Source organism: Corynebacterium sp. H127, assembly GCF_037482665.1.
Lineage (GTDB): Bacteria > Actinomycetota > Actinomycetes > Mycobacteriales > Mycobacteriaceae > Corynebacterium.
Genome location: NZ_JBBHKY010000001.1, coordinates 470,403 through 495,719 on the forward strand (window position 1 = coordinate 470,403; position 25,317 = coordinate 495,719).

At 57.6% G+C, this 25,317-nt stretch carries 28 protein-coding genes and 1 riboswitch; of the genes, 11 read left to right on the forward strand and 17 right to left on the reverse strand.

Annotated elements, in window-relative coordinates:
• Window positions 1–126 precede the first annotated feature (126 nt).
• Together WG936_RS02245 and WG936_RS02250 are read left to right on the forward strand one after the other, a co-directional pair.
• Window positions 127–345 carry a helix-turn-helix transcriptional regulator gene (locus WG936_RS02245; protein WP_339571995.1) on the forward strand — a complete coding sequence of 73 codons (219 nt, stop codon included), beginning with the start codon at window positions 127–129 and terminating at the stop codon, window positions 343–345.
• 4 nt (window positions 346–349) lie between these two features.
• Window positions 350–832, forward strand: a complete 483-nt coding sequence (locus WG936_RS02250; protein ID WP_339571996.1) for a hypothetical protein — start codon at window positions 350–352, stop codon at window positions 830–832.
• Here the strand turns inward: WG936_RS02250 and WG936_RS02255 are convergent.
• From WG936_RS02255 to typA, 9 genes are read right to left on the reverse strand one after another with little or no spacing between them, the layout of a single operon-like run.
• Window positions 829–1,398 (reverse strand): GtrA family protein, encoded by a 570-nt coding sequence (locus WG936_RS02255; protein WP_445227923.1) that lies wholly within the window; start codon window positions 1,396–1,398, stop codon window positions 829–831. The two genes, WG936_RS02250 and WG936_RS02255, sit on opposite strands and share 4 nt — an antisense overlap.
• 44 nt (window positions 1,399–1,442) lie before the next feature.
• On the reverse strand, window positions 1,443–2,297 hold the full coding sequence (locus WG936_RS02260; protein WP_339563774.1) for a pseudouridine synthase: 855 nt from the start codon (window positions 2,295–2,297) through the stop codon (window positions 1,443–1,445).
• Window positions 2,298–2,301: 4 nt separating this feature from the next.
• Window positions 2,302–3,420: a succinyldiaminopimelate transaminase gene (dapC, locus tag WG936_RS02265; protein WP_339571998.1), complete on the reverse strand. Its 1,119-nt coding sequence runs from the start codon at window positions 3,418–3,420 to the stop codon at window positions 2,302–2,304.
• A complete protein-coding gene (fdxA, locus tag WG936_RS02270) occupies window positions 3,420–3,743 on the reverse strand; it encodes a ferredoxin (RefSeq protein WP_339563776.1) in 324 nt (107 codons plus the stop codon). The genes dapC and fdxA overlap by 1 nt, the downstream gene beginning before the upstream one ends.
• A 43-nt stretch (window positions 3,744–3,786) precedes the next feature.
• Window positions 3,787–4,134: a hypothetical protein gene (locus tag WG936_RS02275; RefSeq protein ID WP_339563956.1), complete on the reverse strand. Its 348-nt coding sequence runs from the start codon at window positions 4,132–4,134 to the stop codon at window positions 3,787–3,789.
• Between the two features lie 53 nt (window positions 4,135–4,187).
• Window positions 4,188–5,084 carry an N-acetyl-1-D-myo-inositol-2-amino-2-deoxy-alpha-D-glucopyranoside deacetylase gene (gene mshB, locus WG936_RS02280; protein ID WP_339572030.1) on the reverse strand — a complete coding sequence of 299 codons (897 nt, stop codon included), beginning with the start codon at window positions 5,082–5,084 and terminating at the stop codon, window positions 4,188–4,190.
• Window positions 5,084–6,685 carry an ABC transporter family substrate-binding protein gene (locus tag WG936_RS02285; RefSeq protein ID WP_339571999.1) on the reverse strand — a complete coding sequence of 534 codons (1,602 nt, stop codon included), beginning with the start codon at window positions 6,683–6,685 and terminating at the stop codon, window positions 5,084–5,086. The genes mshB and WG936_RS02285 overlap by 1 nt, the downstream gene beginning before the upstream one ends.
• A complete protein-coding gene (locus WG936_RS02290; protein WP_339572000.1) occupies window positions 6,682–7,845 on the reverse strand; it encodes an MFS transporter in 1,164 nt (387 codons plus the stop codon). Before WG936_RS02290 ends, WG936_RS02285 begins: the two co-directional genes overlap by 4 nt.
• Window positions 7,846–7,904: 59 nt before the next feature.
• A complete protein-coding gene (gene typA, locus WG936_RS02295) occupies window positions 7,905–9,815 on the reverse strand; it encodes a translational GTPase TypA (protein WP_339572001.1) in 1,911 nt (636 codons plus the stop codon).
• A 264-nt stretch (window positions 9,816–10,079) separates the two neighbouring features.
• Here typA and WG936_RS02300 point away from each other — a divergent pair, with 264 nt between their 5' ends.
• Genes WG936_RS02300 through arsC form a run of 3 tightly spaced genes read left to right on the forward strand, consistent with a single transcriptional unit; the run spans window position 10,080 to window position 11,650 of the window.
• Window positions 10,080–10,757, forward strand: a complete 678-nt coding sequence (locus tag WG936_RS02300; RefSeq protein ID WP_339563780.1) for an Rv1157c family protein — start codon at window positions 10,080–10,082, stop codon at window positions 10,755–10,757.
• Window positions 10,758–10,775: 18 nt separating this feature from the next.
• A complete protein-coding gene (locus tag WG936_RS02305; protein ID WP_339563781.1) occupies window positions 10,776–11,309 on the forward strand; it encodes a DUF402 domain-containing protein in 534 nt (177 codons plus the stop codon).
• Window positions 11,306–11,650 carry an arsenate reductase (glutaredoxin) gene (gene arsC / locus WG936_RS02310; RefSeq protein WP_339563782.1) on the forward strand — a complete coding sequence of 115 codons (345 nt, stop codon included), beginning with the start codon at window positions 11,306–11,308 and terminating at the stop codon, window positions 11,648–11,650. The genes WG936_RS02305 and arsC overlap by 4 nt, the downstream gene beginning before the upstream one ends.
• A gap of 12 nt (window positions 11,651–11,662) precedes the next feature.
• Here the strand turns inward: arsC and WG936_RS02315 are convergent, their stop codons facing one another.
• The 5 genes from WG936_RS02315 to WG936_RS02335 all read right to left on the reverse strand — a co-directional run bounded on the left by WG936_RS02315 (window position 11,663) and on the right by WG936_RS02335 (window position 15,518).
• The gene (locus WG936_RS02315) at window positions 11,663–12,175 is read right to left on the reverse strand and encodes a hypothetical protein (RefSeq protein ID WP_339572002.1); all 513 of its coding nucleotides are present in this window, start codon (window positions 12,173–12,175) and stop codon (window positions 11,663–11,665) included.
• A 1-nt stretch (window position 12,176) separates the two neighbouring features.
• A complete protein-coding gene (locus tag WG936_RS02320) occupies window positions 12,177–12,932 on the reverse strand; it encodes an energy-coupling factor transporter transmembrane component T family protein (protein ID WP_339563784.1) in 756 nt (251 codons plus the stop codon).
• Window positions 12,929–14,422 carry an ABC transporter ATP-binding protein gene (locus WG936_RS02325; RefSeq protein WP_339572003.1) on the reverse strand — a complete coding sequence of 498 codons (1,494 nt, stop codon included), beginning with the start codon at window positions 14,420–14,422 and terminating at the stop codon, window positions 12,929–12,931. Before WG936_RS02325 ends, WG936_RS02320 begins: the two co-directional genes overlap by 4 nt.
• Window positions 14,423–15,013 carry an ECF transporter S component gene (locus WG936_RS02330; RefSeq protein WP_339563786.1) on the reverse strand — a complete coding sequence of 197 codons (591 nt, stop codon included), beginning with the start codon at window positions 15,011–15,013 and terminating at the stop codon, window positions 14,423–14,425. It lies immediately after the preceding gene.
• A riboswitch (TPP riboswitch) is annotated at window positions 15,005–15,120 on the reverse strand. Its footprint overlaps the gene before it by 9 nt.
• A 26-nt stretch (window positions 15,121–15,146) precedes the next feature.
• Window positions 15,147–15,518, reverse strand: coding sequence for a DUF2218 domain-containing protein (locus WG936_RS02335; protein WP_339563787.1), 372 nt, complete (start codon window positions 15,516–15,518; stop codon window positions 15,147–15,149).
• Window positions 15,519–15,585: 67 nt separating this feature from the next.
• Between WG936_RS02335 and WG936_RS02340 the strand changes: the two genes are divergently transcribed.
• Complete coding sequence (locus WG936_RS02340; protein ID WP_339563788.1) at window positions 15,586–16,482, forward strand: patatin-like phospholipase family protein; 897 nt, start codon at window positions 15,586–15,588, stop codon at window positions 16,480–16,482.
• Window positions 16,483–16,541: 59 nt separating this feature from the next.
• A complete protein-coding gene (locus WG936_RS02345; protein ID WP_339563789.1) occupies window positions 16,542–17,456 on the forward strand; it encodes a DUF808 domain-containing protein in 915 nt (304 codons plus the stop codon).
• Window positions 17,457–17,466: 10 nt separating this feature from the next.
• On the opposite strand, the gene zupT is transcribed toward WG936_RS02345, so the two are convergent.
• On the reverse strand, window positions 17,467–18,255 hold the full coding sequence (gene zupT / locus WG936_RS02350; RefSeq protein WP_445227765.1) for a zinc transporter ZupT: 789 nt from the start codon (window positions 18,253–18,255) through the stop codon (window positions 17,467–17,469).
• A 123-nt stretch (window positions 18,256–18,378) separates the two neighbouring features.
• Complete coding sequence (gene ychF / locus WG936_RS02355) at window positions 18,379–19,464, reverse strand: redox-regulated ATPase YchF (RefSeq protein WP_339572004.1); 1,086 nt, start codon at window positions 19,462–19,464, stop codon at window positions 18,379–18,381.
• A gap of 113 nt (window positions 19,465–19,577) precedes the next feature.
• Between ychF and WG936_RS02360 the strand changes: the two genes are divergently transcribed.
• The 3 genes from WG936_RS02360 (at window position 19,578) to WG936_RS02370 (ending at window position 23,017) form a co-directional block, all read left to right on the forward strand.
• Window positions 19,578–20,978, forward strand: a complete 1,401-nt coding sequence (locus WG936_RS02360) for an AI-2E family transporter (protein ID WP_445227920.1) — start codon at window positions 19,578–19,580, stop codon at window positions 20,976–20,978.
• 34 nt (window positions 20,979–21,012) lie between these two features.
• Window positions 21,013–22,122 (forward strand): DNA recombination protein RmuC, encoded by a 1,110-nt coding sequence (locus tag WG936_RS02365; protein ID WP_339572005.1) that lies wholly within the window; start codon window positions 21,013–21,015, stop codon window positions 22,120–22,122.
• A 61-nt stretch (window positions 22,123–22,183) separates the two neighbouring features.
• Window positions 22,184–23,017, forward strand: coding sequence for a DUF6542 domain-containing protein (locus WG936_RS02370; protein WP_339572006.1), 834 nt, complete (start codon window positions 22,184–22,186; stop codon window positions 23,015–23,017).
• Here the strand turns inward: WG936_RS02370 and WG936_RS02375 are convergent.
• Window positions 23,014–23,976 (reverse strand): 4-hydroxy-3-methylbut-2-enyl diphosphate reductase, encoded by a 963-nt coding sequence (locus tag WG936_RS02375; RefSeq protein ID WP_339563793.1) that lies wholly within the window; start codon window positions 23,974–23,976, stop codon window positions 23,014–23,016. The two genes, WG936_RS02370 and WG936_RS02375, sit on opposite strands and share 4 nt — an antisense overlap.
• A gap of 92 nt (window positions 23,977–24,068) precedes the next feature.
• On the opposite strand from WG936_RS02375, the gene xseA reads away from it, so the two are divergent.
• Window positions 24,069–25,307 (forward strand): exodeoxyribonuclease VII large subunit, encoded by a 1,239-nt coding sequence (xseA, locus tag WG936_RS02380; RefSeq protein ID WP_339572007.1) that lies wholly within the window; start codon window positions 24,069–24,071, stop codon window positions 25,305–25,307.
• Window positions 25,308–25,317: the final 10 nt, after the last annotated feature.

Here is a 25,317-nt window from a genome sequence, read left to right on the forward strand (position 1 = left end):
TCCCCGCTAATCGCCGCTGGTTCCACAGTAAAACTGGAACCGGCGGCCTTTTTAGTAGACATATTGCAAACTATCCTTTACACTATGACTACAAAATTAATTACATAGTAAGGAGTTGGTTACATAATGGTGGAAGAACTTACCGCCAATATGGTGCGCAAACTAAGGCGCTGGAATGAGCTCTCCCAGAGCGACCTGGCTGACAAAATCGGGGTTTCCAGACAGACAATCGCCAACATCGAAAAGGGGAACTACTCCCCTTCCGTCCATCTCGCCTTAGACATCTGCCACGTATTGAACGAAACAGTCGAGCGCGTCTTCGGCCGCGAACAAGAAGGGAACTAACACAATGGGTCTCAACGATCGCATCATCGAGCGTTCAGAGAAGTACTACGCCGATGAGTTTGAAAAGCTCCAAGCCCATAAGTCAGCCACCGTGGGCAGCTTCTGGAGCTCAATGTCCTGCATAATTGTCGCCCCGATCCTGGCATGGAGCCTTCCGGATGAGCTAGTAAACCTGTCATTCCTAGCGCTTTTACCTAGCTACGTGGGGATCTTCACCAGCAACAGTTGGCTCAAGCGCAGTGTGGTACGCCCGAAAATCCAGGGCTTTAAGGACCTGTGGCGCTGGGAATGGGCGCTCATGGTTGGCGCACTCACCGCGTGGCTCGCAGCACTGTTTTCTAACCACGAAGGCGATGCCGCTTACGCCGTCGGTGGCATCGTCGGAGCAGTGTCCACGGCACTGGCGTTGGCGTTCCTGATTCCAATCATCACTCAGAAACTCCACGATAGGGACCAGATCCGCCTGGATGCAGAGCTGGAGGATTAACTAGGGGTTTCAGACAGCACAATGTGTGTGGGCTTCCGGGTGCGGAATGCCCACAGCTTGTTCACGATGAAATTCACCGGCATAGCAACCAGAATCGAAATCGCCTGCGCCCAGTAGAAGCGGTTCTTCAGCCCAGAGGAATCGTCCAGAAACTCCGGCAGCGCCAACGGCGAGGTCGGATTGAGCATCAGAGTAGTAACAAACATCTGCACCAAGAAGGCCAGTAAACCTGTGGCTAAAAACGGGAAGAATCCCCGCAGCCAACTACGCTTCTCCAGATTGCCAAAGGTCCACGACCTGTTGAGCTGATAGTTCCAGAGATTGGCCACCAAGAATGCGATGGCCTGGAACACGTGATAACCGCGAATATTGAAGGGCGTGCCCACTATGTCAATGACAGCATCGTGGTATGCGGGCCCGCCCGTCCACAGCGAGATCTTCATAGCAAGCGCTGCTACCAACAGGTTCACGGGAACGCCGGAGCCGCCCACGATGCCAAACTTAATGAATTGGCTGGTGTTCGTCTTAAGACGATCGCGAAACACTGGAACGCTATTACTCAACAGTCACTCTTCTTACACGGCGGACAGGACATATCCGTTAGATCCTACTACCCGACCTGCCAAAACCCGGGATCGGCAAGCTGTGGCATAGTCCACACCTTAGGCTCGTAATTGGGATAAATCCCCAGTTCAAGCTGAGAAGCGCACAGTTTGAGTTGCTCAGAATAGTTATAGAGTTGCAGCTTTCCCGCAATCGGATAGGTATCATCGCCTTCAATCGGCGCCCCAAGAAATGCACACAGCGCCCGCAATTGATGCGTGAACCCGGTCTGTGGCTCCAATTCCACCAACCGTCCACCCACTGTGCGCACCCGAGTCACCGTCATAGTGCCAGACCCCACCTCGACTGCCCTTTTACCAGGCTGCTTCCGCATCGGCACCGACACCGTCTGCCACTCCGCGAAGCCCGCCAGTGGCCTGGTAAGCAGCGCATGATAGCGCTTGCGCACTGTTCTTTGCGCAAATTGTTGCTGGTAAAAGCCCCTGGTCGCCGGATCGCTCGAACATGCCAGCAACCCACTAGTCATGCGATCAAGACGATGCAGTGGCACTATTGCGTCGTTGCGCAGCCGGATACGCAGGCGGGTCTGCACCGTTTCACGCTGGATCCGCCCATTGCTAGTCGACGGCACAAACCCAGGTTTCGCTACCACGACCAGCCCAGGAAGCTCGTCCACAATCACTTCCTGAAATGGGATTGTGGGCTCGGGTGGAACAACCGGATGAAACCACGCCAGTACGGGACGTTCCAAAACCGTACCAGCAGGGATAGCCTCGCCGAAGGCAAAGGGACTATCTCCCGCGCGACCAGCCACATATTCAGGACAGTCAGGCACTACTCCGCTGAGCATGACCCGCTGCGGGGAGATTCCCTCGCGCGCAGGGAGCGGACAGTCACGCATGAAGCTAAGTCAGGATACGCTCGACAGCTGCTGCGATGTCCTCGTCCGTCGCAGACAGGGCGATTCGAACGTGCCGTTTGCCCTTGGGGCCGTAGAAGGAACCGGGCGCTACCAGAATTCCGCGCTCAGCGAACCACGCCACCGTCTCCTGGCAATCCTCTCCCCGAGTTGCCCACAGGTAGAGGCCGGCTTCCGAGTCATCAATGTCAAACCCAGCGGCAATGAGCGCCTTAAATAGTGCCAGTCGGCGCCGAGAGTAGCGAAGCTGCTGGAGTTGTTCTTGTTCGTCGTCGCAAAGCGCTGCGATCGCCGCTCGTTGCACCGGCCCTGGCACCATAAAGCCAAGATGTTTTCGCGCCAGCCCGAGCTCCGCAATCAAGGCGGGATCGCCGGCGAAGAATCCGAAACGATAGGACGCCAGGTTGGAGGACTTAGACAAGGAATGCAGCGCCAACAGACCAGTGAGATCGCCGCCATTGACCCGGGGATCCAGAATTGAGATCGGCGGATTCGTATCAGACCAGCCCAGACCGATGTAGCACTCATCGGAGCAAACAATCACACCGCGCTGCTGTGCCCAGGAGACCACCTTCTTCAGGTGTTCTAGGCCAAGCACCTTTCCGGTGGGGTTTGACGGAGTGTTGAGGAACAGCAGCGCTGGGGTTGCCGGTCCGAGCTGGGTCAACGAGTCCGCCCGAATCACGCGACACCCGGCAGTCAACGCGGCAACTTCATAAGTCGGATAAGCCACTTCAGGGATGACCACCGTGTGCTGAGCACCGAGGCCCAACATCAATGGCAATAATGCCACTGCTTCTTTAGTCCCGACCACGGGAAAAAGATATTCGGGTTCCATTCCCGGAACATTGTGGCGACGTGCCAGCCAGTCGACTGCAGCTTCACGGAGACCGGGGATGCCTTGGGTAGGCGGATACCCCGGGGCGGCTGCCGCATTGCTGAGTTCCAGCTGAATGCCCGGCGCGATGGCGTCGACAGGCGTGCCGATCGAAAGGTCGACCAAGCCACCGTCGAACTGGGCTGCCTTTTCCTTCGCTGGGGCAAGAGTGTCCCAGGGAAATTCCGGCAGCCTGTTGCCAAGAGGAACGCGCGGGCTAGCAGGCATTATTCAGCAGCCTGCGGTGGAAGCTTGGCGACGAGTTCTGGGTCGAAATCTTGTGGGCCGAGCTTGGCGGCACCACCTGGTGAGCCAAGGTCATCAAAGAATGCAGCATTGGCATCGTTGTACTCGACCCACTCATCAGGGACATCATCTTCATAGAAGATAGCTTCAACTGGGCACACTGGTTCACAGGCACCACAGTCTACGCATTCGTCCGGATGGATGTACAAGGAACGCTTGCCCTCATAGATGCAGTCAACAGGGCATTCTTCGACGCAGGCCTTGTCCATTACGTCGACGCAAGGTTGTGCGATGGTGTAAGTCATTTGTTTCTTTCGAAAATCGGTACCCAGGAGTGGGAGATGGATTCTATTGTGCCACTTGCGGCTTGAACGTCGGCCACAGACCCCCGGCGATTCCGGCGGCCAGTAGCGCTAAGCTGCGTGGGTTTGACCCCACTAGGATATCCCCTGAAAAGCTCACCCAGAAAGTCAGTGTGAGAAAGCCCAGGATCCATGCAACTAGTGGGATGAAAAACACGCTGAAGTTTGTAGACCATAGGCGAGCCGTCTTGGTGAGCACCATGTTGAAGAGGAAGGCGATGAGGATCGGATACGGCAGTGGCACATGCTGCCCGCTAGGCAGAGCGATCCAGGTACCTAGGTAGACAACTTCTAGCAGCACACTCATCAACGCGCCCAGCGTGAGCCACAACATGCCAAAGACGACTTCACCGCGCGAGTGATCGGAGTAAACGAAGGGCTTCTGATCTACCACGACACTCCCCCAGCTAGCTCGGAAAGTACGGTCCCCTTAGCGACGGGTGTTCCGGCGCCGATTTGGTAGTACTCGCAGCGCAAGAGGGGCTGTGCGATGAGGTTACTCAGTGCAAATACCGCGAGCGCATTGTTGGTCTGACGCAAAGTGGCGGTAGCGGCGAGCGGGTTTACCGCGTTCATATCACCGTCGGCGATCCACAGCTGAGTCGGGTGAGCTTTCATCGCGCGGAGTTTCGCGGCAACAGCAACATCGCTGAGCTCCAGCCGCACATCGTGCCTATCGACGGCCGCAAGTTCCCCCGCAGCAGCGTGCCGCCACCCTGTGGGGATCTCGCTAATGTCTGCAAGCCCAGCTTCAAGAGCGTGGCGATCCGTCACTGCCCAGTAAATCCGCTGGGTTTCATGGTGCTCAGCCGCAGCGTGCGTAATCTCGTGCGCCCGAATATGGTCAGGATGACCATAGCCGCCGTCTGGCCCATAGGTGATCGCGATGTGGGGCTTGAGGGCGTCGAAAAGCTCGCTGAGCTGCTGCACCGCGACATCGCCGGAATGGATAAACGCACGGGGTGAATCATTGGCGGGGTCACCGATCATTCCGGAATCACGCCACCGACCAGCACCGCCGAGGAAAACACCCCGGACATCTAGGTGCCGCAGGGATGCCTGCAGTTCTCCGATGCGAAACCCACCTAGTTGGTCGGCTTGATCGGCAACGAGCTGCTGGAAGGGCTCACCAATAACTTCGCCCTGTTCACCAAGGGTGCACGTGACCACCGTGACATCGGCGCCACGATGTGCGAGATCGGCCAATGCACCGCCGGTCCAAATGGCCTCGTCATCTGGGTGTGCATGCACCGCAACGACGCGAAGCCCCGTCAAATCCCGCATCATTTCTCTTTCCATTTATGCGCGGTGGACAACACTGAGGAGTCCGCCACCACGGGCCACTGGTCCAATTGAGGAGCAGGACCTACAATACCCGAGCTCAACACGTCTACTCGCTTATCTCGCATGATCGGAAGCGAGAGCATTTCGGCACTGTTCAGCTCTGTCACATACGCATGGATTTCTTCCTTCGACGCATTGCGGGCTAGTGCCTCAGCGAAGTATTGTTCGGTGTTCTTGTCGCACCACATTGACAGGTTGTCCGCGACGATACCCTCAGTCGCGCAAGAATATCGGCCCGCAGCTGTGAGCGCATCATCGGGTTGACGTTGCCACCCTACAACTAAGTCCACTTCCCCCTTGGAAATCCGCTGCGCAGTAATATCTTTAAAGTCCGTTTGGATGATCTCTACGCTGAAGCCAGCCCGGCGCAGCATGTCTGCGATAGCGATCGCACCATCCCGGGAACTGTCCTCTGCAGGATCCACCGCAATTTTCAAAGGGCGACCCAAGAGCTGCTGCGCGCTTGCAATTGCGGCCTCATCCCGCGGGAGTGGTCCCGCTTGGTATGAATCTGCCAGTGCCAAATCGGAGGATCGGCCGGCGGCGAGCCGGGCCGCCAGCGGCACGTCGATCGCGGACGCGATGGTCTTGCGCAGACTTGCATCGTGCAGAGTCGCAGTATTAAAACTCAAACCAAGTACTGAATCCCGATCCACCGTTCTTACCTGCAGCCCCTGGGCTAGTCGCAACGAATCCAAAGTAGTCTCAGCCGGGGTCAGATGCGCAAAACTCAACTGGCCGGTGCGCAGCATCTCAGCAGCCTGACTGACATTGGTGGTTTCTCGGAAGGTCAACAGTTCCACGTCGGCGGTATCTTTACCCCAAAAACGGTCATTTCTCGCAAGTTCGATCACACCACGACGCCGATCAATGGTGCGCACCATATAGCGACCCGCAGAAGCTGGCACTTGCGTTGCCATCACTCTGTCAAAGGACTCCGTGCCGATGGACAGTAGGTGGCTAGGCAGAAGATTTTGAAAAAGCTGTTGCCAAGCATCGATGCGCCGACTGAAGTCAACGGTCACGAGCTTGCCGCCTTCGGAGGTGCGCACGTCTTTCATTGCCTGGTAACCCGCCGGATCGATCACGCCGGGTTGAGACCTGAGGTTGCTCCACAGGTAGTGAAAATCCGCTCCGGTGACGGGCGAGCCATCGGACCACTGTGCTTCGTTCTTGATCCGGTACTGCACTGTTTGCACAGCGCCCGGACTCGGCTCGATTTCCGCAGCCGAAACCAACAGATCGGAATTCATATCACCGTCATAAAAAGCGCTCGGTAGCACGAGTTGCGCAAGCGATTGCACGAAAGCCGAATCATCTGCAAGCAGGTGCGGGTTGAAACCATTGGTCACCGTATCAATACCGATCACCAGCTCTTCCCGATTCTTCTTATCCGCTGGCACCTCTGGAGTCACCGTCACCTGCGCAGTGGTCGGCGCGTCCTCTTGCTGGATGGGGGCGGGGCCAGGCTGCGCGGCGCAGCCAGCAGCAAGCGTAGCGACGGCAACAGCAGCGCCAACTCGAATCGAAGGAAGCTTCATTTCTCTATTGTTACCACGCTGCGTGGGTTGAGCTTGTGACCAAGTAACACAATTGTCACACCGCCTAAGACTAGGAGGCTTAGGGCGACCCGGAGTGAGCTGACCGAAGCGATTGCGCCGATGATGGGGCTCGCCGTCAAGAAGCTAATCCGCATCAGCCAGGAAACGAGTGTCAGACCGGCGCCAGCTGAGACTCCCGGGAGCGCTGCACCAGCAGCGAAAGCACTGGGCACGATGGTCGCACACCCAAAACCCGCAAGACCTAAGCCTAGGTACAACAGGGCTGTCCCTTGGCTGAATATGGCAAGCACCGCGCCTACCGTGATCAATGCACCACCGAACTGCGCGATTCTGACTCTCCCCCAGCGGTTAATCATTGGGTCTCCGGCAAAGCGGCCGATGCACTGCGCGCTCAGCATCAAAGTCAAGGCAATACCTGCGTCAGCTACTGGCACCCCAGCCAGTTGGTGCGCGATCAGTGGTGCCCAGCTGTTCGCGACTTCCTCCACAATGGTGCCACTCATAGCTACCACCACGATGGGCAACACTAGCCAGAGCGTTTGTAGGTTTCTGGGTTTGCCCGCTTTTTCCTCCGCGACGTCGGCAGGCAGCGCGCCCGTCATGCGCGCCCCCACTGTGGCCATGACGACCGCAACCACAGCTGCTAGCAACAAGTGATGCGTCATGGCGACTTCGCCCACAGCAAGGGTGGCCGCCGCCCCGCCGAGAGCGGCGCCCAGACTCCACATGGCGTGGACACTAGACATGATCGAAAATCCGACTTTGTCCTGTACCTTCACCGCTGCCACGTTCTGTGCTACATCCACGATTGGATCCACAAACCCCAGGGCGAGCAATAACACTGCCAGCATCAGCCCACTGCTCAGTGTGCCACCCAAGCTCAGTAGAGCGGCCATGACAGCCGTTGCACCGATAACCGTGTTCTGCGGCCCAAACCTCTTTACCACCGGAGCTGGGACAGTGGAAGACAGGATCGAACCAAGCGCAAAGCAGGCAACGGTGAGGCCGAAGGTGGCCTCGGAGAGCCCCCATTCCCGCATCAGGGTCGGGTACCAGGGCAACAAGCTCGCAAAAAGTGCGCCGTTGCTTGCAAACATCAGCCCAACGCCGATGACAGGGGTGAGTTTTAAGGAATCCATTAGCAGCCAGTGTATGAAAAAATTCCCCCGCCGGAAACGGCGGGGGAAAGAAAAGCAAACTACTTATTCAGCTGCTTTTGACGGGACCGGGCGCGGTTACGCTCGGTCGCGTTGAGGATCACCTTTCGGACGCGAATGACGTCAGGGGCAACCTCGACGCACTCGTCACCGCCACAGAACTCCATGGCTTCTTCCAGGGAGAGGTTGCGCGCTTTAGCCAGCGTCACCGTAGCGTCCGCGTTTGCGGAACGCATGTTGGTCAGCTTCTTTTCACGCGCGATGTTGATGTCCATGTCTTCATCGCGGTTATTAGCGCCGACAACCATGCCCTCATAAGCTTCGGTGCCTGGCTCAACAAAGAACTGGCCGCGGTCAGCAAGCTGGGTCAGCGCGTATGCGGTGATCTGGCCGGTACGGTCAGCAACGAGAGAGCCGGTTGCGCGTCCCTTGATTTCGCCAGCCCATGGCTCGTAGCCCTCGGAGTAGTGGTTAGCGATGCCGGTGCCACGGGTTTCCGTCATGAAGGTGGTACGGAAGCCAATGAGGCCACGGGCAGGAATCTTATATTCCATGCGTACCCAGTCGGAGCTGGTGTTATCCATGGACAACATCTGCCCCTTACGAGCAGCCATGAGCTGCGTAATCGCACCCTGGTACTCGGATGAGGTATCGATGACCATGTGCTCGTATGGCTCGTAGGTCTTGCCATCGATGATCTTTGGCACAACCTGTGGCTTACCTACCGTAAGTTCAAATCCCTCACGACGCATGGTTTCCACCAGGATGGACAGGGCCATTTCGCCACGCCCCTGAACTTCCCAGGCGTCCGGACGCTCAGTCGGAAGAACGCGCAGCGACACGTTACCGATCAGTTCCTGGTCCAGGCGAGCCTTGACGACACGGGCGGTGAGCTTATCGCCACCACCGCGGCCAGCCATCGGGGAGGTGTTGACGCCGATGGTCATGGAAATTGCGGGCTCATCGACGGTGATTCGCGGCAGCGCCACTGGGTTGTCAATGTCGGCGAGGGTATCGCCGATCATGATCTCGTCAATACCGGAAATGGCAGCGATGTCGCCTGCGATAACTTCATCAGCTGGCACACGAGTCACGCCGACAGTACGCATAAGTTCGGCGATTTTAGCCGTCTTGATGTGCTGATTGCCCTCGGAATCGTAATGGATCCAAGAAACCTGCTGCCCCTTCTTCATCTTGCCCTTGAAGATACGGATCAGACCGATGCGCCCTAAGAAGGTAGAAGAGTCAAGGTTGGTTACGTGTGCCTGCAGCGGTGCATCCAGCTCTGCAGAAGGCTCTGGGAGGACATTATAGATGACGTCGACAAGCGCGTCCATGTTCTCGGCCTCAGGAGCGTTGCCATTGCCGGGGTTCTCGGTGGAGCATTTGCCCTCTCGGCCAGAGGCGAAGAGTACTGGGAGGTCAAGGAGCTGTTCAGCTGCTTCGGCGGCCTCTGGGTCTTCGATGGTTGCCGCGAGCTCGAGGAGCAGGTCCTGGGACTCTTCGACGACCTCGTCGATACGTGCGTCGGGGCGGTCCGTCTTGTTCACACAAATGATCACTGGCATCTTGGCAGCAAGTGCCTTGCCGAGCACGAAACGGGTCTGCGGCAGTGGGCCTTCAGAGGCGTCGACAAGCAGCACCACGCCGTCCACCATGGACAGTGCGCGCTCCACCTCGCCGCCGAAGTCGGCGTGGCCAGGGGTGTCGATGACGTTGATGATCAGGTCATGACCATCTTTGCCGGCCCCCTTGCGGCGGATGGCGGTGTTCTTGGCCAAAATGGTAATGCCTTTTTCGCGCTCCAGATCACCGGAGTCCATGACACGGTCGGTAACTTCGCCGTGGTCGCCGAATACGCCGGACTGCTCCAGCAATGCGTTGACAAGTGTGGTCTTGCCGTGGTCAACGTGAGCGACGATGGCTACGTTACGGAACTCTGTTTGTGTCACTAGCGAAAATCTCCATCAAACTTCGGGCGTGACCTGTCTATTTACAGGGCACATACAACGGGACTCAAGCGTACTCCTCACCTACCCTTCAGCGCACCTTTTAGGTTCAGGCGTAACGGCGCCGTGACTTTTCCCGACACCTTAGTTAGAGGGACCACCCGGAAGTTTGAAACTGAAGGGGCAAAAGTAGCGTTTTGTTGCTAGAGTGCAAACTGTGACTTTTGAGGTCGCTACCCCCTATGAGCGAAAGAGAGACTATTTGCCGTGCGTGCACTGACCCGCAGACTCGCCCCAGCGATGTTCGCACTACTGCTGAGTGCAGCCGTAGTGCCGCCTGCGCACGCCACGCCGCTTACCTCTTCCCCAGTTGACCACCTCGGTCGCCCAGCGCCACACATCCTCCAACAAATGGAGAACTTTGCAGGTCAGCCTTGGGTGCCTGAGGATGTACGCAACGCACTGCTCGCAGCAGTCGGTTTCTATCGAGACGGCGGCGAAGGCGGGGTGCCTTTGCCCGAAGGCGGACCGAATATCAACCAGTTCATCTGGCCCACCGTCTCAGCTAGCTGCATCAACGGTAATCTTTCCGCCACTGGCACGGCCATCGCAGTGCCAGGACCAGCAGAACTGCCCCTTCCCGGAGCCAAAGCCGGAGAAACCGCTTTTGTCTTCACCGCGCTAGGAACTCCGGCGGCTGCGAAAGAGCAAAGTGGCATGTTTGTCCACTGGGTCAATCTCAACACTTTCCGTGTTGGGGTCACTCCGCTCACTAACACCGGCCTTAACCCGGAAGGGCCAGCCACTCTGACCGGTGTTGCAGGGACCGGATCCGGCCAGGTATTGGCATGGCTCGACGGTGGCGTAACACTCACCGACGACGCCGGTGCACCCACCAACACCTGCAATTTCGCCCCAACCGCTACCTCATTCTTCGTTAGCTAGCCTAAGGAATCGATCACAATGACTGAACTCCACCCAGTGAAGCAAGAGACCTTTGACGTCCCCGCTAACACCAACATCGACCCAAAGGGCTTCCTACGCGAGGTGGACACCTACTTAGAGACCGAATTCGGGCTCTACATGGCCCGCGGTGCCAATCATCCAGAATTCGGCTACTTGGAGAGTTGGCTCCTTCCTTCCCTGAGTGTGCGAGTGAATAAATTCCACTACCGCCCCGGCTACGAGCGCAACCAAGACTTCTATATTGATGTTGCAGCTATCACCGTGTCAGACGAAAAGTGGCACACCCGCGATTACTACGTGGATCTCATCTCCGTGACCGGCGAGCCGGTGGAGGTAGTGGATATCGACGAACTCGCGGCGGCAACCTCAGCAGGCATTATCACCGCCGATGAGGCAGAAAAAGCCATCGAAACGACCCTATCCGCCGTTGATGGCATTACCCGCGCTGGCGACGACGCCATGGGCTGGCTCACCGCCCGCGGCATCGAACTGAGCTGGGCACCAAGCGTCACTCTGCTGCCAGCATCATGAGCGTCACCGTCTATCACAATCCACGCTGCTCCAAGTCTCGCGCAGCACTGACATATCTGGAAGATCACGGAATCGTCCCCACGGTAGTCCACTACCTCAAGGAACCGCTAAGCACGGCAGAGCTGGCCGAATTGTTCAAAGAAGCGGGCATCAGCCCACATGACGCCATTCGTCGCGGCGAGCCCGTATACCAGGAACTAGGCCTTTCCACCGAAACCTCGAACGAGGATGTCCTCGCCGCAATGGCAGCACACCCAATCCTGATTGAACGCCCGATTGTGCGCACCCTGAAGGGCGTCCGCATTGCCCGGCCCACAGCGCTGATAGCCGAGATCATCTAGTCTGCCCGGGGATCAGCAGACCTCAAAGTCCGCGATACTCCGACAATCAAGCACCACGTCCGGGGTCGGCAGCTGCGCGAAGTGCGCCTGCTCTTGTCGCGCCCACATCTCCCACCACTGCGCAAACTCCGGATCCCGCGCCAGCGCCCGTTGCCTTCTTATCGATGCTGGGCAACGCAACACAATGCTGAGTACCGCGCCCCGGAGATTGGCAGCGCGGAGAGTGTCTGTTGTCAACGCCCCCACGCCTTCCAGCACTATTGGCTCATCGACATCCACAGGCGCCCAATCCCCGCGACTTCCTGCCACCCAATCCCACCTAAAGAACCCAGGATTCTCCGTCCGCAACACATCGCTGGCAGCAAGACGAGAACCTGCAGCCAAACCATTCCAGCCCGGATACAGGTCATCCATGTGGACCAATTGCCACCCCAATTGGCCTGCTACCCGCTGCGCAAAGGTTGTTTTTCCAGACCCGGAGCGTCCGTCGATCAAGATAGTGCGAGTACCTGGCGGCAGTTTCATCTCAGGCTCCTAGGAAGCGGAACTCGCCCGCATACACTGATACAACAATCGCGATGATGCCGCAGCACAAGGCTCCGCTGAGTACTAAGGCATCGCGCGGACCCGCCGTCGATAAGCGAGCCCAGGAGCGCTGCGTCGGCCCGCCGAAACCACGCGCCTCCATTGCGGTAGCCAGTTTGGTGCCGCGCCGAATCGCGAGCACCAACAACGCAAAGGCCATGCCGAAGGCCCCTTTGATGCGGCCCTGATCCGCTACCCCCCGGGCGCGACGAGCACGAGCAAGCGCAGACCAATCGCGCTGGAACAGGGTCATCAGGCGCACCCCAGCCACGCTGGCCACCACAAAGCGCTGCGGTAGCTTCAGCACCTGAGCTAATCCATCCCCCAATTCTGTGGGGTCGATCCCGCGGCTCAGTACGATCACCGGCAACGCTACCGCCAACACGCGCAACATGATTGCCAGTGCCAGCTCAAGCGAATTATCTGTCACGTGGGCGAACCAGAACGCGAAATACTCATGTCCTTCCGGCCGCCCGTACAGTGCCATCGACAACCCAGCGATGGGGGTGGCAAGGAGTATTGGCCAGGCTTTTCTCAGCAAGGAGAGCCACCCCAAGCCACACAGTGGTGCAAACACAAAGATGATTCCCAGCGCTACTGCAGCCGAGACCCAATCCACGCTGAGCAGCAGCGGAGTTGTAAATAGCACCAGCGCGCCAATTCTAGTCACTGGATTAGTGCCACTTAGGATATTCAAGACACCCCCACCTCAATTCGGTGGTCTCCGAGCAGAGAAATGAACAGCTCATCATGGGTGATGGCGGCAACACTCACTCCGGTATCGGTCAGTTCACGCAGTAGGGTGACTACGTCTAGGAAAGTGCGCCGGTCCTGCCCGAACGTGGGCTCATCCAGAATCACGATGCCTGGCGAGGAAATCAGGGCTGTGGCCACGGAAAGGCGGCGCTTCTGCCCACCGGATAGCGTGAATGGGTTCGCCGCCGCCAAGTGCTCGAGTCGCAGCCGTTCGAGCAGCTCCATTGCACGCTGCTTATCGACGTCCGCTGCATCCGGGGCCGGTTGCCACGGCCATCGCCGGCGGCTTTGAGCCGCCAGAACTCGGGGTGCTACCAGCAGTTCATCCAGAACGGAGGTGCTGAGAAATTGATGCTCTGGGTCCTGAAACACGAAGCCGATCTGGGTAGCCAGCTTCGCGGATCGCCACGTGTGGGGCAACCCGGATTGCCCAGCTGCTCGAATCGTCCCCCCGAGCGGAGGCAGCAAGCCTGCCAAGGTCAAGGCCAAGGTACTCTTTCCGCTGCCATTCGGGCCTGTGATCACGGTGGAATTGCCGGCGGGCAGCCGCAGCGTGTGCGGTTGCCCTATTGGCCGAGCCCACCCCGTGCTGAGGTTCTCTGCGCTCAATGCAGACTCGGTAGCTACTGGTCTGCGCCCAGAAAGTTCGATCCTTTGCTCGGGAGCCACGAATTCTTCCGGCACCCAGATCCCGTGGGCGGCCAAATGCTTCCCCTGCTCCGGCAGCACCTGCGCTAACGGTCCATCTGCGAGCAGACCACCGGAGCTGGAGAGCACGATGGCACGATCGGTGATCCCTTGCCACGTTTCTACTCTGTGTTCCACCACGATCAGAGTCGCACCCGTTTCCGCGGTGATACGGGCTATCGCCGCACGAACCTCTTGAACGCCGATTGGATCCAGGTTGGCAGTTGGCTCGTCGAGCACGATGATCTGCGCTCCCATAGCGATAATTCCTGCCAAGGCCAAGCGCTGCTTCTGCCCACCGGAAAGCTCGGCCGTGGGATGGTCGAGTGGCAGCTGGAGGCCAACGAGGGCCAAAGCCTCCGGCACTCGGCGCCAGATTTCCTCGCGGTCTACCCCTAGGTTCTCGCATCCAAAGGCAACGTCATCCCCGACTCGCGAGGCGATGACCTGCGCATCGGGGTCTTGGAGCAGCATGCCTACCTTCCCGCGGGTGGCAGCGACATCGCGGGCATCGCTACCTGCAACCTTTAGGCTTCCAAACCAATCGCCTTCGTCCTCGCCGCCGAGCACTCCTGCTATTGCGGCCAATAGCGTCGATTTGCCGGCTCCGGATTCTCCCAGCAGCAGAACTCTTTCGCCAGGGTTAATCCGGAAATCTACGTCGCTCAGCGCGGGCTTCTTGCGCCCTGCATGCCGCCAGCCAAAACCGCGGGCCGTGACACCAGCGCCCTCGTGTGGACTCATCTAGACCAGCGCGCGGTTTTCCCGGCCTGCGGCAAAACGATCAAGTGCGCCGGTTGCTGCAAGCGCCCGCATCAGCAACCAGCCAAGAAGTCCAGCGAGTATTGCACCGCTGATAGTCAAAGAGCCAAGGTAAAACAGGTTGTACGATGCACCCTTGGCCAAGTTGCCGAATGCTACTAGCTCGAGGAGAAATGCTCCCCATCCAGCTCCGATTCCGGCTGAAACTGCGTTGATGAGTCCGAAACGCCGGTAGAGGAAGATCGCGAATATCAACTCCGAGCCCAGCCCCTGCGCCAAACCTGAGTAGAGCGTTTCAATTCCCCACTGGTTGCCCATAACTGCGGATACGATGGCAGCAAGCACCTCGACGAAAAGCGCGGCACCCGGCTTGCGGATAATCACGCCACCGAGCACCCCGCCCAGCAGCCAAATGCCCGCAACGAGTCCACCGAAACCCGGGGTGAGGGCGTTGAGGGCCTCGTACCAGGCGTATCCCACCGAGTTCCACACCCAAAAGATCAGGCCACACGCAACACCCAGTACTACTGCCACGAGGATGTCGACGACACGCCAAGACTTTGATTGATTCATTGAGCTACTCCCTTTCGCCGGAATTACCCGGATCAGGTTCATACGGTTCGCGCACAATCTCGCGCATCTCAGCCCGGTTCAGTCTCCGAGCACCCGTGTTGGTGAATGTTTTCTCTTGCTACTCTAACAGCCGCTATTGGCTGGTCCCAGCTTCGCCATTGGATCGGCGCCATTGCACGTGCAGTCCATCCTTGGCCCCAAAGCGAACGAGGTGCTTGCCGACCACCTGTTCAAAGCGTTCGATGAGTCGTTCTGGCCCTTCAATGTGGATGAGCAGTGTTTGTTCTGCCGCAACAAAAGAGACGTGTACTTTGCCTTCGAAGGCTTTCTTCGGGTTTTCCGAGGCTTCGCCCTCGCCTACGAAGCTGAGATCTCCGCGGGCATCATCGTCACTCCAATGACCATCGTTGTGATTGCCGAAGTGCGACACTAGCTGCTTTGCGTACCGCGCGGGGCGGTCGGTGGCGACCCGAGCGGTCGACGTTCCATGAAGTTCACCGTACATGCGCACCGAGTGTACTTAAGCTGGGTTAATCCCGCCTAATTGTTGTACAACTTTGTATGTTGTAAACATGACTGCACATGAATTGCACTACCCCAACGTTGCCTTGGTCATTGAAGGGGGCGGCACCCGCAATTCATATACTGCCGCAGTGATTGACCGTTTCCTTGCTGAGAACATCCGTTTTGGGTGGGTCGGCGGAATTTCCGCAGGTACTTCGCACACGGTTAACTACCTATCTGGTTCTCGCCAGCGCACCCGCGAGGCCTTCACTGACATGCCAGCCTCTGCGCAGGCAGGTGGCTGGGGATCCTTCTTGCGAGGCCGCGGCTATTTCAACTCGGAGTACATCTACGAGACCTCTACGGCCCCAGACCAGAGGTTTGCCATTGATTTCCCCGCGTTTCAGGCCAACCCGACCCCATTTCGCATTGGTTCGGTACGTGCAGATACTGGAGAGATGGTCTATTGGGGCCGCGAGGATATCTCAACACAACAAGATCTGGCGCAACGGGTGCGGGCTTCCTCTACGATGCCGCTCATCATGCCCATGCCGATCATCGCCGGAATCCCCTATGTCGACGGCGCTCTTGGCCCAACTGGCGGAATCCCCCTCGACGCTGCCCAAGCGGACGGCTTCAGCACCTTCCTTGTGCTGCGCTCGCAGCCACGCGAGTACATTAAGCCGACCATCACCCGGCCTCAGCTGATCCGCCGCGCTTTTCGACGCTATCCAGCAATCGCCGAGGCCCTAATTGCTCGCCCGGCACGCTACAACCGCACCCAACAGGAACTACTATCCCTCGAGGCATCTGGTGACGCCTACATGTTCTCCCCTAAGAACATGCTCGTAGGCAACAAGGAACGCAATTTGGCAAAGCTCCAAGCCTCATTCGCTGCGGGTGAAACTCAAACTGAAGAAGAATGGGATGCGATTCTTAATTTCTTGAAAGCCAGCAATCGCTGAAAATGCAGATAGAATGTCCCCTTGTTCGTTATTTTCCATCTTGATGAAAAGGAACTGATATGGCTGGTGGACTTGCTGCCCTACTCGACGATGTTGCAGCTATTGCCAAAGTCGCCGCGGCTAACGCCGACGATGTAGCCGCAGCCGCCGCCAAAACCAGCGCAAAAGCAGCAGGCGTCGTGGTCGACGACGCCGCTGTCACCCCACAGTATGTCGATGGCATCTCCCCAGCCCGCGAGCTGCCCATGATCTGGCGCATCGCCAAGGGATCACTAGTAAACAAGCTGGTGATCATCCTGCCGATCGCCCTTGCACTCTCAGTGTGGGCTCCTTGGCTCCTCACCCCAATCCTCATGTTGGGTGGCTCCTTCCTGTGTTTCGAGGGAATGGAGAAAGTGATCGAGAAGTTCTCCGGAGAGCACGTTGACCCAGAAGAAGCAGTTGAGAAAGAACCTGCAGATGAGGACAAACTGGTGCGCAGCGCCATCACTACTGATCTCATCCTGTCTGCGGAAATCATGGTTATTTCCCTCAATGCGGTAACCCATTACGGGTTCTGGATGCGCACAGCGGTCCTAGCTTTAGTCGCTATCGGTATCACGCTCCTGGTCTACGGCGCCGTCGGACTCCTCGTGAAGATGGACGACGTCGGGTTAAAAATGGCATCTCGTAAGAACCCGGGATCCCAGAAGTTTGGTCGCGGTTTAGTAGCGGCAATGCCAAAGGTTCTCGCAGTCATCGCAGTAATCGGCACCTTTGCCATGCTGTGGGTCGGTGGCCACATCATCTTGGTCGGTCTCCACGAACTTGGCTGGTCCGTGCCCTATGATTTCGTTCACCACATGGAGACCTTGGTTCCTGCTGGTTTCCTGCAGTGGTGCGTCAACACCTTCTGTTCGCTCATCATCGGTGGAATCTGGGGTGCGATCATCGCACTCATCATTCATGTGACACCGTTGAAGCGTTCCCACTGACCGGGGGCTGCTAAGCCACCAGCAACAAACTCAACGCCATCACTGCCATCCCGATGATCAGGCCGTAAACGGCAGCGTGGTGCTTTCCGGTGGCCACGGCAGTGGGCAGCAGCTCGTCCAACGAAATAAAGACCATGATGCCGGATATTGCCCCAAACGCGATTCCCATTGTTGCTGGCCCCAGGAACGGCAACAGGACGAGGAAACCAACGAGTGCGCCAATTGGTTCCGCGAGGCCAGTGAGCATCGCCCACATGAAACCTTTGCGACGAGAGCCTGTGGCTTGCCAAATGGGAATTGCCACCGAAATACCTTCCGGTATGTTGTGAATCGCAATCGCGAAAGCTACCGGGAGCGCAATGCTTAGGGATTCAGTTCCGGAGAGGAAGGTAGCGAAGCCCTCGGGAAAATTGTGGATGCCGATAGCCAAAGCCATCAGCACTCCCATTTTCCGAAGCTTCGCAGATTCTACAGCCGCCTCATCATGGGGTTCGTGAGGGTTGACGGCTTCTGGCACCAATCGGTCGATGATGGTGATGAGCAGCACTCCGCCGAAGAAAGCCGCGACTACTGCCCAATTGCCGGCCTTGTCCCCCACGGCCGTAACGAGATAGTCCTTCGCCGTCGGCATCAGCTCCCAGAAAGACACCCACAGCATCACGCCAGCAGAAAATCCTAGTGCCGAAGCAAGGAATAACGCGGAAGGCTCCTTCTTCTTGAGCACGACGAGCCCACCAATGGCCGTCGATAAGCCGGCAGCTAGGGTGAGCGCGAAAGCGAAAAGGATCTGGCTAGTCATGATGAAATCTAATAGAAGCAGGCGCAGATATCCGCGGGCAACTCGACAGCTTCACGAGGTCGCAGCTTCGGCGGCCGGGCTCAATGTGTCTTCCAAGCCACGGTGCTGGGAAGACGGGAGCAGTTAGCCACCAATCTTGAAATCGCAAACATCGCCATCCTGCATGACGTAGTCTTTGCCTTCCATACGCATCTTGCCCTGAGCCTTAGCTTCAGCGATGGATCCTAGCTCATCAAGATCGGCGAAAGAGACAATCTCGGCCTTGATGAACTTCTTCTCAAAGTCGGTGTGAATTACCCCGGCAGCCTGTGGCGCAAGAGAACCCTGTTTGATCGTCCAAGCGCGAGATTCCTTGGGGCCAGCAGTGAGGTAGGTCTGCAGCCCGAGGGTGGCAAAGCCCGCTTTGGCAAGCGAGTGCAGCCCTGGTTCGTGCTGACCAACGGACTCAAGCAGCTCAGCAGCTTCTTCTTCGTCTAGTTCAAGTAGCTCGGTTTCAGTCTTCGCATCAAGGAAAACACAGTCCGCCGGAGCAACCATGGCCCGCAACTCGGCTTTGCGCTCCTCATCAGTGAGGACCGCTTCATCAGAGTTGAACACGTACAGGAATGGCTTCGCCGTCATCAAGTGCAACTCGCGGACGAGGGCTAGGTCAATCTCCCCAGTCTTGGCAGCAGAGAACAACGTGCGGTCATCCTCAAGAATCTCCTGCGCCTTTTTGGTAGCTGCAACAGCATCGGCGAGGGTCTTATCCTTTTTGGCTTCCTTCTCGAGGCGCGGCAAGGCCTTTTCAATGGTCTGCAAGTCAGCAAGAATCAGCTCGGTATTAATCACCGAAATGTCAGTAGAAGGATCAACACGGCCGTCGACATGGATGACATCATCGTCGGCAAACGCGCGCACCACCTGACAAATGGCATCAGCCTCGCGAATGTTGGCAAGGAAGGCATTGCCCATTCCTTCGCCTTGGGAAGCTCCCTTCACAATTCCCGCAATATCCACGAAGGATACGGTCGCAGGCAGAATCCGCTCAGAGCCGAAGATCTCAGCGAGACGCTTCAGACGAACGTCTGGCAGTTCCACCAGACCGACATTTGGCTCAATGGTCGCGAAGGGGTAGTTCGCCGCCAAAACGTCATTACGGGTCAGGGCATTAAAGAGGGTTGACTTACCGACGTTCGGCAGACCGACAATTCCAAGGGTTAGGCTCACGAGGAACTATCCTAGCAACTGGATGATTCCCGGCGGTCGCACGTGGCCGTCTATAGGACTAGAATCCGCTAGAGTTTCGGGTACAGCCCCTGCGCCATGCAAAGGAGAAGCACGTGAGTGAATCGGAGCCGACTCAGGTTTCAGGCTTCAGCTCTGTGGGCGACGCTCCGTGGACTTTCGAGGAATTGGAACGTGGACCGCATGTTGATCGCTCGATCATCATTGCGGAAGGTCTGAAAGAGTTCGCGAGCTGGTGCCTGCGACTACTCATCATCGCTGCAGCGACATACATGGTGTGGTTCGTGGGCAAGCAAGTATGGCAAGGAATCCTTCCGGTGGTTTTTGCCATCATCGTTTCTTCTGTCCTGTGGACGCCCACCAAGTGGCTCCGCGACCGCGGACTCCCCGCTGGTTTGGCTGCACTGATATCAATTGTCTCCACGCTGGGAATTTTCGGCGCAGTCATTGCCGCCATGGCCCCGAGCATCGGTAGGCAATCACAGACGCTTTATTTGCAAACCTATGAGATGCTGCTCCAAGCACAGCTCACACTGCAGGAACCACCGTTCAACTTGGATTCTGAGGACCTCAATGACCTCTTTTCCAACTCCATCTCCTGGCTCCAGAATCAGTCCGGGCAGATTGCCACCGAGGTATTTTCCGGCTTAGGCACGATGTCCATAGTCGTCGTCACGCTCGGTGTGGTGTTGGTGCTTACCTTCTTCTTCCTCAAAGACGGCGACCGTTTCCTACCTTGGCTCCGCGGGATCACGGGAGAACGGGCGGGTTTGCACCTGACGGAGCTCCTTTCCCGCATGTGGAAGACCCTCTCCGGCTTCATCCGTGCCCAAGCCGTCGTTTCGCTTGTCGACGCCATTTGTATCGGCACCGGCCTGGTTCTGATCGGCGTTCCTATGGCGCTCGCACTAGCAACCCTGACCTTTTTCGCCGGATTTATCCCGATTGTGGGAGCGTTCGTCGCCGGCGCACTGGCGGTGCTCATCGCGCTAGTCTCCCTCGGGGTGACCAAGGCTCTACTGGTACTAATTTTGGTCGTCGCAGTACAGCAGCTCGAGGGCAACATCCTCTCCCCGATGCTTCAATCCAAGGCCATGAATCTGCACCCGGTTATCGTTCTGCTCTCAGTAACCCTGGGCGGCAGCCTATTCGGCATCATCGGGGCCTTCTTGGCAGTTCCAGTCGCAGCGATGATCGCAGTATTCTTCCGCTACCTCAACGACATCATTGCGCTTAAAGTCGGCGAAAAGACCACGGAAGAGATTCAGTTCGCCACCCAAGACTCCGAGATGCAAATCAAATGGGTCGCGGAGTTTGGCAAATTATTCCGCGACGGCGGGCTGCAAAAACTGCTGCCACAACGCCAACCTGCGGCGGCAGCCACGATAGCAGCCGAGGAAGATGATGCCAAGGATCTGGTCGGCAGCATGCTGAATCGAGCAGGGAAAACAACCAAGAAACTAGCACAAACGTTCCCCAAAATAAGGCGAAAATAGTCTTGGTGTCCGGAGCGTGTGCCACAGTGGAGCCATGAACTCCACCGTGGCATTGTTTCTTTTCCTCGTCCTCGGCCTAGCACTAGGATTCCTGCTGGGTTGGTCTAGCCGAGGCAACCGCACCACAGATTCCCAGGCTGATCGCCTTCGAGAGCTACTCAGTGCGACATTGAGCCAAGAAAACGCGCAGCACGCGCTCCAATCGGGTGAGCTGGTGCGCAATCAGGTCAGCCAAACCCTCACTCCGCTAGAAAAGGCCGTAACCGAGTTGAGCGGACAGGTGCACCAATTCGAGGTGGAGCGGGCAGAGACATATTCGCACCTGGCGTCTCAAGTCCAAGCCATGAGTCGAACGTCCATGATGCTCTCTGATCGAACCGAGAAACTAGTCACCGCACTGCGCGTCCCGCAGGTTCGAGGCAGGTGGGGCGAAATGCAGCTGGAACGCGTGGTCGAGCTCTCCGGAATGGTGCGCCACTGCGACTTTGACACACAAGTGTCCGACGGCAACGTACGTCCCGACATGGTCGTGCGGCTCAGCGACGGCCGCAACATCATCGTCGACGCCAAAGCTCCCTTCGTCGCCTACCTGGATGCCCTGGAGACAACAGATCCAGAGGAGCATCAAGCGCACCTGCGCCGGCACGCACACCACCTCCGCACACATGTAAATCAGCTTTCCGCGAAAGACTATGTGCGTAGCTTTCAACCGACCCCAGAGTTTGTTGTCCTATTTGTTCCGGCGGATCCTTTCCTTGATGCAGCGTTGAACGTGGACAATGAGTTGTTGGAATATGCGTTTTCCAAGAATGTGGTGATTGCCACCCCAACGACGCTGGTGGCATTACTTCGCACTGTCGGGCTCGGCTGGCAACACAGTTCGCTCAGCGACAAAGCCGCCGAAATTCAACAGTTAGGAAGCGAGTTGTTCCAGCGCCTAGGCACGTTGGGCGATCACATTTCTCGGGTGGGAAATTCGCTGGACAAGGCGGTAGTTTCTTATAACTCAGCTATCGCTTCTCTGGAAAGCAGGGTATTTGTCACGGCCCGTAAACTCCACGAGATGGAGGTGCTGCCGCACCAGACTGCAGAGCCTGAGCCGTTGCCAACTGTGGATTCTCGGACTCGGGAAACCCGGAATTAGGTACCGTCTCTCAGGCGGGGTGTTACCTACATAAGGGTCAAAATCGGTAACATGTCTGATCGTGCCCCAACCAACCGCAACCGCCGCTCCAGCGAATCGCCATCAAGCCCCGGCGAGGGTCTCTGGGCTACCCATTTGGACCGCGCTGTCCATTTGCGTTGCAGCTTGTTTGACTGGCCTTCTGCTTAGCATCAGTGCGGGCGAGCTCGCCTGGCCGTTCATCCTCTGTTTTGGACTGGCAGCGATTGCAACCGCAGTGTTCGTCCGACTAGATAATGTCTTCAATATTGTGGCAGTTCAGCCACTACTTTTCGGGATATTCACCCCAATCACAGCTTGGATAGTAGCCAAGGGCAATATCTCCGGCGACTCGGACCCGTGGTCAAAGACCATGATCCTGTCGGCTGTGTATCCCTTAGCCATGTTTTTCCCAGCACTAGCGGGAATCAGTCTCGCGTGCATTGCCGTCGCATGGTGGCGAATCAATCGCGCGAAACTTAAGTACAAGCAGGATGTTGCGCGGCTTGAGCGACAGCGCAAATCGGCAGCGCGTCGCGAACAACGCAATCGACAGACCGTCACAAGGGTGCGCGAAATGAATCGCCGGCCGCGCCGGAGCGAGGATTCAGGCACTCAACGTGTGCCATTTTCGCAGTTAATCAAGGACGTAGATACCCGTGCCGAGCGGCAACGCTTTGCACGCGAGGCCCGGGACGCCCAACGAGAGCGTTCCTACCGCGCATCAGCAGCGCGCTCTAAATCCGGCAGCGCTAACCCGGAACGTAGCCAGCTTCCTCGGATCGACCGCGCTCAGCGGCCGCAACAAAAATCGGCTCCTCGCCGAAACGAGAAGCCGACCGGCAGGCCGTCGCTCAGCGACGACCTCTACAGCTAACGCTGCGCTCGGTTCGCTGGGCGCAGGTCCCGTGGCAACGAAAACACGATCTTCTCAGCTGCAGTGACAACCTCTTCTACGTCGTGATAGCCGTATCCTTCGAGCTTCTCTAGTACGTCTCGCACCAAAATTTCCGGCACAGAGGCGCCCGAAGTAATCCCGATCGTTTTCACGCCTTCCAGCCACTCTTCTTGCACCTGTGACGCGAAGTCAACTAAGTAGGATGCCGATGCACCATTTTGCAACGCGACCTCTACCAGACGCTTGGAATTCGAAGAGTTCTGCGAGCCCACCACGATGACGAGATCGCACTTAGGCGAGATCGCCTTCACGGCTACTTGTCGGTTCTGGGTGGCGTAGCAAATGTCGTCGCTTGGAGGATCGATGAGGTTGGGGAATTTGGCCTTGAGCAGCGTGACGATCTCCATTGTCTCGTCTACCGACAGTGTCGTCTGAGACAGCCACACCAGCTTCTCATCGGGACCGAATGATAGCTTCTCAACACCTTCTACGCCGTCGACAAGATGCACGACGGCTGGTGCTTCGCCAGCGGTTCCTTCTACTTCTTCGTGGCCTTCGTGACCGATGAGGAGGATCTGGAAGCCGTCTCGAGCAAAGCGTTTGACCTCATTATGAACCTTCGTGACCAGCGGGCAGGTAGCGTCGAGAGTATTGAGGCTCAGTTGACGCGCTTCAGCATGCACCGCCGGGCTTACGCCGTGCGCGGAGAAAACCAAATGCGCTCCCTCTGGAACTTCGGTGGTCTCTTCGACGAAAATCGCACCTCGGTCGGCCAAAGTATCCACAACGTAGCGGTTATGCACAATTTCCTTGCGCACGTAAACCGGTGCACCGTATTTGTCCAGCGCACGCTCAACTGTTTCCACTGCGCGGTCCACTCCAGCACAGTAGCCACGGGGGGCTGCGAGCAATACTTTCTTAGCTTTCGTTTCCGTCATGGTGCCTAGCGTACCCAGAGCACCCTATAAACGCCTAGAATCGCGGTTAGCCATGTCTTAAATGTTGAGCAACTTCTAAGTGAAGGAGGAGAATGAGCGAGGCATCCACCGCCGATAGTCCGTGGCCGGTGCGCGAAGTCAACGCCAAGGTAAAGGCGTGGATCGAGCGACTGGGCCACATTTGGGTAGAAGGACAGCTCACCCAGGTCAACGTAAAACCAACCTGGAAGCTCTCCTACCTGACGCTGCGGGACCCAGAAGCCGAGGCGAGTGTGCAGGTAACTTGCCCTACTTCGCTGATCCAAAACTTCCCCACCCCGCTCAAAGACGGCGACCGTGTGGTCGTCTACGGAAAGCCAGCATTCTATGCAGGGCGTGGTTCCTTCTCACTCTGGGTGACGGATATCCGCACGGTGGGCGTCGGAGAGTTGTTGGCCCGCATCGAGCGGCTGCGTTCCCAGCTCGCACAGGAGGGGCTTTTCAACGCCGATCGGAAGCAGCCCCTGCCCTTCTTGCCGAACAAGGTTGGCCTCATCACCGGCCGTGGATCCGCGGCAGAACGAGATGTCCTTGCAGTTTCTCAATCTCGTTGGCCTGCGGTGCAATTTGAAGTCATCAATACTGCAGTTCAAGGCGCAAGCGCAGTGACCGAGATTATTGCGGCGTTGGAGAAGCTCGATAAAAACCCCGACGTGGATGTCATCATCATCGCTCGCGGTGGTGGCTCTGTGGAGGACCTGTTGCCTTTTTCGGAGGAAGCGCTACAAAGGGCTGTTGCGTCCGCTCAGACGCCAGTAGTTTCCGCGATCGGCCACGAGCCTGACAATCCGGTGCTGGATAACGTGGCCGATCTTAGAGCAGCGACGCCGACAGATGCTGCGAAACGCGTAGTGCCCGATGTTGCCGCCGAACGGCAACTCATAGTCGAGCTCCGATCCCGTTCCCAAGCTGCCTTGCGTGGCTGGGTCGAGCGGGAGTTGCGCGGCCTGCAACAAATGCGCAGCCGGCCAGTGCTCGCAAATCCCTACACTCAGATCACTCAGCGACGAGATGACGTGGAACGGGCACGTACTCTGATTCGGCGTGATATCGCAACACTGCTGCGTACCGCCGAGGCCGAAACGGCCTCGTTGCGGGCACGAGTAGCTACCCTCGGCCCAGCGGCGACTCTGGCCCGCGGATATGCGGTAGTACAGGTCGTGCCGCGCGATGGATCAGCCCCCGAAGTAGTGACGACTATCGAGCAGTCTCCACCGGGTAGTCAACTAAGAATCCGCGTGGGTGATGGCTCCATCACCGCAGCCGCAATGAGCACGAATCCAGCCGTTTAGGAAAGGTTTA